Source organism: Streptomyces sp. NBC_00490 (assembly GCF_036013645.1).
In the GTDB taxonomy this organism is placed as follows: domain Bacteria; phylum Actinomycetota; class Actinomycetes; order Streptomycetales; family Streptomycetaceae; genus Streptomyces; species Streptomyces canus_F.
This window is the reverse complement of sequence record NZ_CP107869.1, coordinates 173,438-186,828: the sequence shown is the minus strand read 5'-3', so window position 1 is coordinate 186,828 and position 13,391 is coordinate 173,438. Positions and strand designations below refer to the sequence as shown.

The following is a 13,391-nucleotide window of genomic DNA, read 5'->3' as shown; positions in this document are numbered from 1 at the left end:
ACATCGAAGCGCTTCGACGGCTTCCGGCGGACAGGCCGTCAGTTCCCTGCAAGGGTCCGGCTGCACTACAGCGCATCTGCACGACGCTCGACTCCTCAACCCACCCTCGAAGGGCAGCCCATGAGCATCGCCATGAGTCGCAGAACTTTCGTGAACGGCGCGGTCGCTGTGGCGGGAGCAGCCGCCCTGTCCCCGGTGCTCTCCGCCTGCGGCGGGGGCAAGTCCTCCAGCAGCAAGGGCGGCGCCAACAGCAAGACCGGTCTGGCCGCGGCGCTTCCCGCCTACGTGGCGAGCACGGCGGTCAAGCCGGACATTCCCTCGGTGACCGGGGCCGCAGGTTCCTTCACCGACCCGGGCTACCTGACCTACCCGGCCCACCCGGTCGCCACCGTCTCCGGCATACCGGGCAAGGGCGGCAGCTACACCGCGGTCATCCCCATGTGGGACACCCTCCCGCCCGCGGGCAACTCGTTCTACCAGGCCATGAACAAGGCGCTGGGCATCAACCTCACCATGAAGCCAGCGAACGGCAACGACTACGCGACCATCGTCCCGACGATGACCGCGGCGAAGAAGCTGCCGGACTGGATCAACCTGCCCAGCTGGTGGAACAACACCTTCAACATGGGTGGGCTGGTCGGGACCCAGCTGGCGGACCTCACGCCCTACCTGGCCGGGGAGAAGATCAAGAAGTACCCCAACCTGGCGGCGATCCCGACCCTGGCCTGGCAGGTCAGCGCCTGGCAGGACAAGATCTACGGCATTCCCACCTTCGCCAGCGGGATGCCGCTGTCCGGAACGGTGTTCTACCGCCGGGACATCCTGGAGGCCAAGGGGATCACCGCCGACCAGGTCAAGTCCGCCGAGGACTACATGAACCTGGGCAAGGAGCTGACCGACGCCAAGGGCGGAGTCTGGGCGTTCGACGAGGTCTGGACCTCCCTGTACCAGGCATGGGGACTCCCGGACAAATACAAGGTGGTGGACGGCAAGCTGGTCCACTTCTACGAGATGCCCGAAATGCTGGAGGCCCTCGACTGGCACTACCGGCTGGCCAAGGCGGGATACGTGCACCCCGACGCGCTGGCCGGCAACACCAACAACGCCAGCACCCGCTTCTACTCGGGCAAGGCCCTGATCCAGGGCGGCGGCACCGGGGCCTGGAGCCTCAGTGACTACCAGTCCGGAACCGCCGCGAACAAGAACTACCGCCGGGACGCCTTCAACATCATCGCCGCCGACGGCAAGTCCGACCCTCAGGTCTTCCTCGGCGCCTCCACCAGCATGCTGAGCTACTTCAACGCCAAGCTCTCCGGCGACCAGATCCAGGAACTGCTCGCGGTCGCCGACTACCTGTCCGCCCCCTTCGGCTCGGCCGAGTACACGATGGCCAACTACGGCGTCGAGGGCGTCCACTACACCCTGCAGAACGGTCTGCCCACGTACACCGCCGAGGGCAAGAAGACCGCTCTGTCGAAGACCTTCCCGTTCCTGGGCGCGGGTCCCTCGGTGGTGTTCAATCCGGGCGCCGAACAGGTCACCCGCGACTCCCTCGCCTGGTGCACTGCTGCGAGCAAGCACGCCTACAAGCCGGTCTTCTACGGCATGAACATCACCTTGCCGGCGCGCTTCAGCACCATCGCCAACGCCCAGTCCGTCCAGGACGCCATCAAGGACGTCACCCACGGCCTGAAGAAGGTCTCCGACTACCAGGCGGCACTGGCCAGTTGGAAGAGCAGCGGCGGTGACCGGCTCAACGCGTGGTACCAGACCGAGATCCTCGACAAGCTCGGCACGGGTCAGTAGCCCGCACCAGCAGGCGGCGCCACGCAAGGAGGAACCGCGACCGTGACATCCACCATCAAACCCAAGAAGACCCAGGGGAGCCGCAGAGCCGAGCGAGCGGCCGGCGCGCGGAGCGGCCGGGCGGACAAGAGCCTCCCGGGGACCAGGACGACCTGGCGGATCCGGCTGCGCCGGGACAAGTCACTGATCATCATGACCCTCCCGGCCGTGGCACTGCTGCTGGTCTTCAACTACGCGCCGCTGTTCGGCCTGATCACCGCCTTCGAGTACTACGACCCGCTGGTCGGGGTGATGCACAGCGACTGGGCCGGTCTCGACCAGTTCCAGCAGTTGTTCAACGACCCGGTCTTCTGGGCGGCGCTGCGCAACACCCTGTGGCTGAGCTTCGTCCAGCTGGTCCTCTTCTTCCCGGTGCCGGTCGCCCTCGCACTGATGCTCAACTCGGTGATGAGCCCCCGGATCCGCAACTTCATCCAGTCCGTGGTCTATCTGCCGCACTTCTTCTCCTGGGTGCTGGCCATCACCATCTTCCAGCAGATGCTCGGCGGGGCCGGCGTGCTCAACGACCTGCTCGCCCAGCACAATCTGGGCAGCTGGGACATCATGACCAACCCCCGCACCTTCGCGCTGCTGATCTCCGGCCAGGCGGTGTGGAAGGAAGCGGGCTGGGGGATCATCGTCTTCCTCGCCGCGCTGGCCGCCGTGGACCAGAACCTCTACGAGGCCGCCGCGGTGGACGGGGCCGGCCGGTGGCGGCGGATGTGGCACATCACCCTGCCCGGCATGCGCGGCGTCATCGTGCTGATGCTGGTGCTGCGGCTGGGCAACGCGCTCAGCGTCGGCTTCGAGCAGTTCCTGATCCAGCGCAACGCCGTCGGTCACGACACCGCCGACGTCCTGGACACCTTCTCCTTCTACTACGGCATCGCCACCAACAACTACAGCTACGGCGCGGCGGCCGGACTGTTCAAGAGCGTGATCTCGCTGCTGCTGATCTGGGGAGCCAACAGGCTCGCACACGCCTTCGGTGAGGACGGGCTGTACCGCAAATGAGCCAGACACTCAGTGACACCCCGACCCCGGCCCTGACGCTCCGTCCTGACCGGCATCCCAACCGCCCGGTGTGGGAGGAACCGCCCACGGCCGTCGGGCAGGGCCTCAAGGGCGGCGTGCTGCTGCTGGTGCTCGCAGCGGTCCTGGTGCCGCTGTGGATCGTCGTGGTCACCAGCTTGTCCACCCCCGGCGCCATCAACCGGGCCGGCGGCCTGGTCATCTGGCCCGACGGACTGACCGTGGCCGCCTACCACCAGATGCTCGTCGACGGGCCGGTCACCCGGGCCGTCCTGGTCAGCCTGGGCATCACCGTCGTCGGCACCCTGCTCTCCATGGTGGTCTCGGTGCTGTGCGCCTACGGGCTGTCCCGCTCCCGCTCCTTCGGCCACCGCGCCATCCTGCTGGTGCTCGTCATCACCATGTTCGTCGGCGGCGGCCTCATCCCCACCTACCTGGTCGTCACCGCCCTCGGCGGCTACGGACAGTACTGGGCGCTGATCCTGCCCAGCGCGGTCTCCGTCTTCAACATCCTGGTGCTGCGCTCCTTCTATTCCGGGACCGCCTCCGACCTCATCGACGCCGCCCGCATGGACGGCTGCACCGAGTGGCGCATCCTGTGGTCGATCGTGCTGCCGACCTCCCGCGCGGTCACCGCGGTGGTGGCGCTCTTCTACGCGGTGGGCTACTGGAACTCCTTCTTCAACGTGATGCTCTACATGCCGACCGACAGCACCAAGTGGCCACTGCAGTACGTGCTGCTCCAGTACGTCAGCAACGGGATGACCATGCCGGGCGCCACCAACGGCGGCTTCGGCTCCCTGCACACCCAGACCGCGCCGCTCTCCCTGCAGATGGCGGTGGTGGTGCTGACCCTGGTGCCGATCCTGATGGTCTACCCCTTCATGCAGAAGCACTTCAAGACCGGCATGCTCACCGGCGCGATCAAGGGCTGACCGGCATGGTGACAGTGGCCCAAGTGGCCGAGGCGGCAGGCGTCTCCCCGAGCACCGTTGGCTACGTCCTCAGTGGCAAGCGGGCGATCTCCACCCCCACCGAGAAGCGGGTCGAGGAGGCGATCGCCCGCCTCGACCACCACCCCAACGCCGGTGCCAGGGCGCCGGCCGGACGACGCTCGCACATCCTCGCGCTGGTGGTCCCGCTGCGCACCGACATCTACGTGCCGGTGATGATGGAGATCGCCATCTCGGTCACCACGGCGGCCCGCCGCTTCGGCTACGACGTCCTGCTGCTCACCCATGACGAGGGATCGGGAAGGGTGCGCAGCGTCGCCGCCAGCGGTCTCGCCGACGGCGTCATCCTCATGGACGTCCAGCTCGACGACCCCCGCATCGCCGTCCTGCGCGAGACCGGCATCCCCGCCGCCCTGATCGGCCTGCCCAGCGACCCCGTCGGACTCGCCTGCGCGGACCACGACTTCGCCCACGCCGGCGCGCTCTGCGCCGAGCACCGGCCGAGCTGGGGCATCACGACGTCGCGTTCATCGGCTACGCGCCGACGGTCTACCGGTGCCACTCCGGCTACGCGGAACGGACCCTGACCGGCTTCCAGGACGCGGCGGCCCTCGGCCTGGGGGTCCTGCACCGTCCCTGCGAGGGCACCTTCGAATCTGTGGCCGGGGTGGTCAGCCGGATCCTGGCCGACCGTCCCGACACCACAGGATTCGTCGTCCAGAACGAGGGCGCGATCCAGCCGCTGCTCTCGTTGCTGCGGGCCTACGGGCGGGTCGTCCCCGAGGACGTCTCGGTGGTGGCGCTGTGCCCCGAGGCCCTGGCCGAGCAGTGCTCACCGCGGCTCACCGCGGTCACCGGTCCGGCACGGCGCACGCAGCCCGTCCCCGGCCTCGCCCCTACCCGAAAGAGTGTGAAGTGAGCACCAGCAGACTCACCGCCCGGCTGGGCGGCCTCGCCTTCGGCGGCGACTACAACCCGGAGCAGTGGGATCAGGAGACCTGGAAGGAGGACGACGCCCTGATGAGCCGGGCGCGGGTCAACCTCGCCACTCTCGGCGTTTTCTCCTGGGCGCTACTGGAACCCGAGGAGGGCCGGTACGAGTTCTCCTGGCTGGACCAGCAGCTCGACCGGCTGCACAGCTACGGCGTCGCCGTGGACCTGGCCACCCCCACTGCCTCCCCGCCGCCCTGGTTCACCCTGGCGCACCCGGATGCGATGCCGGTCACCGCCGAGGGAGCCGGGCTCGTCCACGGCAGCCGGGACACCTACTGCCTGGCCGCTCCCGCCTACCGGCGGGCCGCGCGCGGGATCGCCACCGCCCTGGCCGCCCGCTACGGCGAGCACCCGGCGCTCGCCCTGTGGCATGTCCACAACGAGTACGCCGCGATCTGCTACTGCGACCACGCCGCCGCCGGCTTCCGGCGCTGGCTCCGCGAGCGCCACGGCAGCCTGGATGCCGTCAACGCGGCCTGGGGGACCGCCTTCTGGAGCCAGCGCTACGGCAGCTGGGAGGAGATCCTGCCGCCCCGGGCCACCCAGTGGCACCACAATCCGGCCCAGGTGCTCGACTTCCGGCGCTACTGGTCCGACGAGGCCCTCGCCGCCTACCGCGAGCAACGTGACGCCGTCCGCGCCCACAGTGAACTGCCGGTCACCACCAACCTGATGCTGCCCGGCTACCAGAACCTGGACCTGTGGGCCTTCGGCCGTGAGCTGGACTTCGTCAGCATCGACCACTACCCGATCGCGCCGGGCGTGGACGCCGCCGCCGACACCGCCTTCGGCGGCGACCGGGCGCGTTCCTTCGGCGGCGGAAAGCCCTGGCTGCTGATGGAGCAGGGAACCTCCACGGTGTACGGGGAGAACGCCACCCTGCCCAAGGAGCCGGGCGAGATCCTGCGGCACTCGGTGCAGCACCTGGCCCACGGCGCCGACGGCGCGCTGTTCTTCCAGTGGCGCCAGTCCCGCTCGGGGGCCGAGATCTGGCACTCGGCGATGGTCCCGCACGCCGGGGCGGACTCGCGGATCTTCCGCGAGGTCTGCGAAACCGGGGAGGCGGTGGCGCGGCTGGCCGAGGTGGCAGGTTCACGGGTCGTCGCCGAGGCCGCCGTGCTGCACGACACCGACTCCTGGTGGGGACTCGAGAGCCAGGGCCTGCCGTCCAAGGATCTCGACTATCCCGGCACCCTGCGCCGCGCCCACCGCGCCCTGTGGGACGCCGGCGTCACTGCCGACTTCGCCCACCCCGAATCCGACCTGTCCGCGTACCGGCTGGTCATGGCGCCCGCACTGCACCTGCTCTCCGACGCCGCGGCCGAGAACCTGCGCGGCTACGTCCAGCGGGGCGGCACCCTGCTGGTGCAGTACTTCAGCGGCGTCGTCGACGAGAACTACCGGGCCAGGACCGGCGGTTACCCGGCCGAGCCACTGCGTGAAGCGCTGGGCATCCGGGTCGAGGAGCACCGCCCGCTGGCGGCGGGGGCCGTGCTGAGCCTGTCCGACGGCACGGCGGCGGGCGCCTGGAGCGAGTACCTCCGCACCGAGGGCGCGGACACCGTCGCCGCCTACGCCGACGGACGCCCCGCACTGACCCGCGCCGCCTACGGCGAGGGCGCCGGCTGGTACCTCTCCACCCGGCTGGACGACGCCGGCTACTCCGCACTGGTGCGCCGCCTGCTGTCCGAAGCCGAGGTCCGACCCCTCGTGCCCGGCCTGCCGCCCGGCGTGGAGGCGGTCCGCCGCAGCGCCGACGACGGCCGCTCCTGGCTCTTCCTGCTCAACCACGGCCGTGAGCCCTGGCACGTCCCGGTCGTCGGCTGGGAGGTCTTGACGGACCGTCAGGCAGCGGATGGGGGCGTGACATTGCCCCCCCGGAGGCGTTGCCGTGCTCCGGCTGCCGTGATGCGCAACGACTCACACCGGCCCACCCCCGATCCGGGACGTGAGGAACACGACATGCCCCTGACTGACCCCGGCCCCGAAGACCTGGTCGGCTACCGGCCGGAGTCCCCAGCCCCCGACGACTTCGACGCCTTCTGGCAGCGCACCCTCGCCGAGGCCCGCGCCCAGGGCGGCGCGGTGAAGACCGAGCGGGTCACCGAGCAGTACGGACTGCGCACCGTCGAGGTCGACGACGTGCGCTTCCCCGGCTGGAACGGCGAGCCGGTCGCCGCCTGGCTGCTGCGCCCGCGCGGGGTGGAGGGCCCGCTGCCCGTGGTCGTCACCTACCAGGGCTACAGCGGCGGCCGCGGACTGCCCACCGAGCACCTGTTCTGGTCGGCTGCCGGGTACGCCCAGCTGGTCGTCGACACCCGAGGTCAGGGCCACGACACCCCGGACCGGGGGATGGGCGACGGCACCCAGTGGTCCGAGGGCTTCATGACCAAGGGCATCGACTCGCCCGAGAACTACTACTACCGGCGGCTGATGACCGACTGCGTGCGCGCGGTGGACGCGGTCGCCGGGCTTCCCGGGATCGACGGCGGCCGGATCATCGTGGCCGGCGGCAGCCAGGGCGGCGGACTCTCCCTCGCCGTGGCCGGCCTGATGACTGATCACATCGCCGCTGTACTCCCCGACGTGCCCTTCCTGTGCCACTTCCGCCAGGGCGCCCGGATCGCCTTCGAGGGGCCCTACCAGGAGCTCGTCAAGTACCTGCGCTGGCACAGCCGGCACAAGGCGCAGCCGACCTTTGCCACCCTCGACTACTTCGACGGCGTGCATTTCGCCCAGCGGGCCACCGCCCCCGCGCTGTTCAGCGTCGGCCTGATGGACCCCATCTGCCCGCCGTCCACCGTCTACGCCGCCTTCAACCACCACGCAGGCGTGGACCGCACCATCACCGTCTGGCCGTTCGCCGACCACGGCGGCGGCTACGGCTCCACCCCCGGGATCCAACTGGCCTGGCTGCGCGAGCGCGGCCTGGCGCCCGGCACCACCCGAGAGGACGTACCCCAGTGACGCACGGCACAGCGCAGACGATCCGCTGGGGCCACCCGGCCCTGGCCATGGAGATCGCCCTGGACGAGGACGGCGCCGCCCGACTCGTCCACCTCGGGACACCCGGGGAGGCGGACGGCGCGAGGCGCCCCGGCGCACCGCTGCCGCTGGTCGAGGTGACGGTGGGGGGCCAGGGCCGGCACCTCATCGACACCGACCTCGCCTCGCGGCTGCGGCACCGCTCCCACCGCGCGGGCCGTGACGGCGACTGGCACACGCTGAGCGTCGAACTCCACGACCCCGGCACCGGGCTCACCGCCGAGGTGCGCTACCGCTCCCCGGACGGCCTGCCGGTGCTGCGCAGCGAGGTGGTCCTGCGCAATGAAGGGCCGGGTGCGCTGCAACTGGAGTCGGTCAGCTCGCTGGTGACCGGTTGCCTCACCCAGGACGGACCGGCGGGCCTGGACTCCGCCGACCTGATGTGGGCGGATAACGAGTGGTTCACCGAGCTCCGCTGGAAGCAGGAGCCGCTGCGGGAGTCCTCGCCCGCCCTCAACGGCCGGGTCATGACCGGCCGGGGCGTCCGGTCCAGCAGCCGGTTCCTCCCCATGGGCGGCCTGACCGACCGTGAATCGGGTCGCACCTGGCTGTGGCAGATCGAGCACAACGGCGGAGGCTGGCGCTCGGAGTGCGGCGTCCGCGACGAGACGGCCTACGTGGCCCTGTTCGGTCCCACCGACGCCAATCACAGCTGGCGGCACCTGCTGGAGCCGGGGGCCGAGTTCCGCACGGTGCCGGTGGCGCTCGCTCTCGCTGCGGACGGCGGCCCCGACGAGGCATTCGCCGTGCTCACCCGATACCGCCGGATCACCCGCCGCCCGCACCGGGACCACCTCCACCTGCCGGTGATCTTCAACGACTACATGAACTGCCTGATGGGCGACCCCACCACGGCCAAGCTGCTGCCGCTGGTCGATGCTGCGGCCGAGGCGGGGGCGGAGTACTTCGTCATCGACGCCGGCTGGTACGACGACGACAACGGCCACTGGTGGAGCTCCGTCGGCACCTGGGAGCCCGCCGCCAGCCGCTTCCCCGGGCCGCGCGGGATCCACGAGGTCATGGACCGCATCCGGGAGCGGGGGATGGTGCCCGGCATCTGGCTGGAACCAGAGGGGGTCGGCGTGTCCAGCCCGGTCGCCAAGTCCCTGCCGGAGGAGGCGTTCTTCCGCCGCGACGGGCAGCGTGCGGGGGATGGCGGCAACCGGTACCACCTCGACCTGCGCCATCCCGCCGCCCGGGCCCACCTCGACCAGGTCGTGGACCGTCTGGTCGGCGAGTGGGGCGTCGGCTACCTCAAGCTCGACCACAACACCGACTTCGCCCGCGGCACCAGCAGCCACCCCGAGGAGGCCCCGGCCGACGGGCTGCTGGGCCACAACCGGGCCCTGCTCGACTGGCTGGACGGCGTCCTGGACCGCTACCCGGACCTGGTGATCGAGAACTGCGCCTCGGGCGGCATGCGCACCGACCACGCCATGCTCTCGCGGCTGCAGCTCCACTCCACCAGCGACCAGGAGGACCTGCTGCTCTATGCGCCGATCGCCGCCTCCGCGCCCACCGCCGTCACCCCCGAACAGGGTGCGGTCTGGTCCTACCCGCAGGCCAAGCACTCCTCCGACGAGGTCGCCTTCACCATGGCCAACGCCCTCCTGGGCCGCATCCACCTCTCGGGGAAGATCACCGAGCTCGGGGCCGGAGAACGAGCGCTGGTCCATGAGGGGGTGGCGGTGTACAAGTCCATCCGCGCCGACCTGCCGCAGGCCGTCCCCGCCTGGCCGCTCGGCCTGCCGGCCTGGGAGGACCCATGGATCGCCCTGGCCCTGCACACTCCGGCCACCACCTACCTCACGGTCTGGCGCCGCCCCGGAGCGGACGACACCGCAGTCCTGCGGCTGCCCCGGCTGCGGGGAGCCGATGTCAGCACCGACCTGCTCTACCCCAGCAGCGGGCGACCGCACTGCGCCTGGGATCCGGATGCGGCCGAGCTCACCGTGACCCTGCCGGCGGCACCGTCCGCCGTGCTGTTGCGCCTGCGGCAGCCGGCCCGCCCCACACAGACTTCCTGACCCGCACTTCGCCAGAGATCCACTCATCTCGAGAAAGGCACATGGCATGAGCGACATCCAGCCACCCGCGCACCGGCGCGCCAGAGGCCGCGGCCTCGGCCGCCTGGCCGCCCTGCTGACGGCCCTGGCCGTCATGCTGGGCCTGTCCGGCACCGCCGCCTTCGGCGCCACCGACGATCACGGCGCGGCGCGGCACCCGGTCGTCCGCGTCCCGGCCAAGGCCATCGACGCCGTGGCGCAGATGCAGCCCAGCTGGAACCTGGGCAACTCCCTGGACGCCCCCACTGAAACCGCCTGGGGCAACCCCCTGACCACCAAGGCGATCTTCGACACCATCGCCGCGAATGGCTTCCGCAGCGTCCGCATCCCGGTCACCTGGGGCACCCACCAGTCCGCCACCGCGCCGTACACCATCGATGCCACCTTCGTGGCCCGGGTCAAGCAGGTCGTGGACTGGGCGCAGGCCGACGGCCTGTACGTCGTGCTCGACGCCCACCACGACTCGGTGAATTGGGTCAACAACATCGTCACGGACCACGACAATGTCATGGCCCGCTTCGCCTCCACCTGGTCGCAGATCTCCGAGGCCTTCAAGTCCGAGCCGCGCACCCTGCTCTTCGAGAGCATCAACGAACCGCGGTTCCCCGGTGCCACGACCGCGCAGGCGACCCAGTACCTGAACGAGCTGAACGTCTCCTTCCACACCGTGGTCCGCGCCTCGGGCGGGGCGAACGCGACCAGGATGCTCGTCCTGCCCACCGTGGGCGGCGATGGCGCCCAGCCCCTCCTGGACGACCTGTCCACCACCATCAACTCCCTGCACGACAGCCAGCTGGTGGCGACCGTGCACTTCTACAGCTACTACCCGTTCAGCGCGAACATCGCCGGCGGCACCCTGTACGGCGACATCGCCCAGAAATACCTGGACGACTCCTTCGCCGATATGCACGACACCTTCATCGACAAGGGCATCCCGGTCTACCTCGGCGAGTACGGCCTGTTGACCAGCCCCAACTACTTCTGGCCCGAATCAGTCGAGCGGGGCGAGCAGCTGAAGTACTACGAGCATCTGGGATACGCGGCGCGCAAGTACGGCGTCACCACCGCCCTGTGGGACGCCTTCAACTACCTGAACCGTGAAACGCTCCAGTGGCGTGACCCGGACATCATCGCGATGATCAAGTCGAGCTGGACCACCCGCTCGGGCACGGCCTCCTTCGACAAGCTCTTCGTCTCCAAGTCCGCCCCGATCACCGCCGAGTCGCTCACCCTGAACCCCAACGGCACCCACTTCCTGGGCGTGTGGCAGGGCAACACCAAGCTGCGCCCGGGCAGGGAATACACCGTCTCCGGAACCACGCTGACCTTCACCGCCAGTGCGCTGACCCGCCTGGTCGGCAGCCGCGCCTACGGCACCGACGCCACGGTCCAGGCCCGGTTCTCCACCGGGGTGCCGTGGAACATCGACATCGTCACCAACGACAACCCGTCGGTGGCGGCTGCCACCGGTACCACCGACGGCCTGACCATCCCCACCCAGTACCGGGGCAACAACCTGGCGACCATGCACGCCACCTACGCCGACGGCACCAACGCCGGCCCGACCGACTGGACCCCCTACCAGACGTTCAACGAGACGTTCTCGCCCGACTACCCCAACAGCACGATCGTGCTGACCCCCCTGTTCCTCAACTCGCTGCGTGACGGCGACACGGCCACGCTGGTCTTCCACTTCTACAGCGGCCAGACCGCCACCTACAAGGTCACCAAGAATGGCAGCAAGGTGACCGGCACCGTCGGCTGACCATCCGTCAACCACGCCCCGGCCGCCGGAGACCTCCGACGGCCGGGGCTCCCCAGGCCCCGAGGAGCCCTCGTGGCCGCCCCTTCCATCGATACAAATCCCACTCCCTGGAGCCACCCCGTGCCCACTGCCACCGCCACCGCTGTCATCAACCTCGACATCGAGGGCCCGACGATCAGCCGCCACCTCTACGGTCACTTCGCCGAACACCTCGGCCGCTGTGTCTACGGCGGCTTCTGGGTCGGGGAGGACTCGCCGATACCCAACGAGGGGGGTATCCGCCTGGATGTCGTGCAGGCTCTGCGCGCGCTGAACATCCCGAACCTGCGCTGGCCGGGCGGCTGTTTCGCCGACGAGTACCACTGGAAGGACGGCATCGGCCCCCGGGACCAGCGCCCCCGCATGGTCAACACCCACTGGGGCAACGTGGAGGAGAACAACCACTTCGGCACCCACGAGTTCATGGCCCTGTGCGAGCTGCTCGGTGCGGAGCCGTACATCAGCGGCAACGTCGGCTCCGGCACGGTGCAGGAGATGAGCGATTGGGTGGAGTACCTGACCCGCGACGGCGACAGCCCGATGGTGCGGCTGCGCAAGGCCAACGGCCGGGAGGAGCCGTGGCGGGTGAAGTTCTGGGGTATCGGCAACGAGACCTGGGGCTGCGGCGGCAACATGCGCGCGGAGTATTCCGCCGATCTGGCCCGCCAGTACGCCACGTACTGCCGTGACCACAGCGGCAACACGCTGTACCGCATCGCCTCCGGCGCGACCGGCGACGACTACAAGTGGACCGAGACGCTGATGCAGCAGATCGGCTGCTTCGGCTGCGAGGCAACGCCCCGCAACTTCTTCCAGGGCCTGTCCGTTCACCAGTACACGGTGATCGGCCCGTGGGAAGCGAAGGGCAGCGCCACCGACTTCGACACGGACGACTACTACCGCACGATGCTGGAGGCCAAGCGGATCGACCGTATCCTCACCGGCCATTCCACGGTCATGGACTGCTATGACCCGGGCCGCAGGGTCGGGCTGGTCCTGGACGAGTGGGGCACCTGGTGGGACACGGAACCCGGCACCAATCCGGGCTTCCTGTTCCAGCAGAACGCCCTGCGCGACGCGCTCGTGGCCAGCACCCACTTCGACATCTTCCACCGGCACGCGGCACGCCTGTACATGGCCAACATCGCCCAGACCGTCAATGTCCTGCAGGCCATGCTGCTCACCGACGGCGACGCGCTGGTCCTGACCCCGACGTACCACGTCTTCGAAATGAACAAGGGCCATCAGGACGCCACCTCGCTCGCCGTGCACGTGCAGGCCCAGAACGCCCAGCGCCGGGTGGGGGACAGCGAACTCGACACGCTCTCCGCCTCCGCCAGCATCAAGGACGGCACGGTGCTGATCTCACTGACCAACCTGGACGCCGAGGAGGCCGCCGAGGTGACACTCGACCTGCGGGGCGGCTCCGTCGGCGAGCCGACCGGCCGCCTGCTGACCGCGGACCGGCTTCAGGTCCACAACACCGCGGAGATGCCCGAGGCGGTTGCCCCGCGCCCGTTCGACGCGGTGAAGTCAACCGGCCAGGGAATGGTGCTGACGATTCCCCCGCACTCGTTCCTCACCATCCAGGCACCCGTGGCCCACCTGCGCTGAGGCCTGCCGCTGCGTCTGCGCCCACCATCGACCGAGGGT

General features: G+C 69.7%; 7 protein-coding genes and 1 pseudogene. All 8 read left to right on the top strand.

Annotated features, from left to right (window positions below):
- Positions 1 to 132: 132 nt before the first annotated feature.
- The 8 genes and pseudogenes from OG381_RS00830 (at position 133) to OG381_RS00795 (ending at position 13,352) form a co-directional block, all read left to right on the top strand.
- Positions 133 to 1,806 carry a Tat pathway signal sequence domain protein gene (locus OG381_RS00830; protein WP_327714121.1) on the top strand — a complete coding sequence of 558 codons (1,674 nt, stop codon included), beginning with the start codon at positions 133 to 135 and terminating at the stop codon, positions 1,804 to 1,806.
- Positions 1,807 to 1,848: 42 nt separating this feature from the next.
- The gene (locus OG381_RS00825) at positions 1,849 to 2,859 is read left to right on the top strand and encodes an ABC transporter permease (RefSeq protein WP_327714120.1); all 1,011 of its coding nucleotides are present in this window, start codon (positions 1,849 to 1,851) and stop codon (positions 2,857 to 2,859) included.
- Positions 2,856 to 3,812, top strand: a complete 957-nt coding sequence (locus tag OG381_RS00820; RefSeq protein ID WP_327714119.1) for a carbohydrate ABC transporter permease — start codon at positions 2,856 to 2,858, stop codon at positions 3,810 to 3,812. Before OG381_RS00825 ends, OG381_RS00820 begins: the two co-directional genes overlap by 4 nt.
- Before the next feature lie 5 nt (positions 3,813 to 3,817).
- Positions 3,818 to 4,698: pseudogene (locus OG381_RS00815) on the top strand (LacI family DNA-binding transcriptional regulator); the annotation flags it as partial.
- Positions 4,699 to 4,745: 47 nt separating this feature from the next.
- The gene (locus tag OG381_RS00810) at positions 4,746 to 7,790 is read left to right on the top strand and encodes a beta-galactosidase (RefSeq protein ID WP_327714118.1); all 3,045 of its coding nucleotides are present in this window, start codon (positions 4,746 to 4,748) and stop codon (positions 7,788 to 7,790) included.
- A gap of 47 nt (positions 7,791 to 7,837) precedes the next feature.
- Positions 7,838 to 9,895 carry an alpha-galactosidase gene (locus OG381_RS00805; protein ID WP_327722355.1) on the top strand — a complete coding sequence of 686 codons (2,058 nt, stop codon included), beginning with the start codon at positions 7,838 to 7,840 and terminating at the stop codon, positions 9,893 to 9,895.
- A 46-nt stretch (positions 9,896 to 9,941) separates the two neighbouring features.
- Positions 9,942 to 11,699: a cellulase family glycosylhydrolase gene (locus tag OG381_RS00800; protein WP_327714117.1), complete on the top strand. Its 1,758-nt coding sequence runs from the start codon at positions 9,942 to 9,944 to the stop codon at positions 11,697 to 11,699.
- A 120-nt stretch (positions 11,700 to 11,819) separates the two neighbouring features.
- Positions 11,820 to 13,352: an alpha-N-arabinofuranosidase gene (locus OG381_RS00795; protein WP_327714116.1), complete on the top strand. Its 1,533-nt coding sequence runs from the start codon at positions 11,820 to 11,822 to the stop codon at positions 13,350 to 13,352.
- The last annotated feature ends 39 nt before the right edge of the window (positions 13,353 to 13,391 follow it).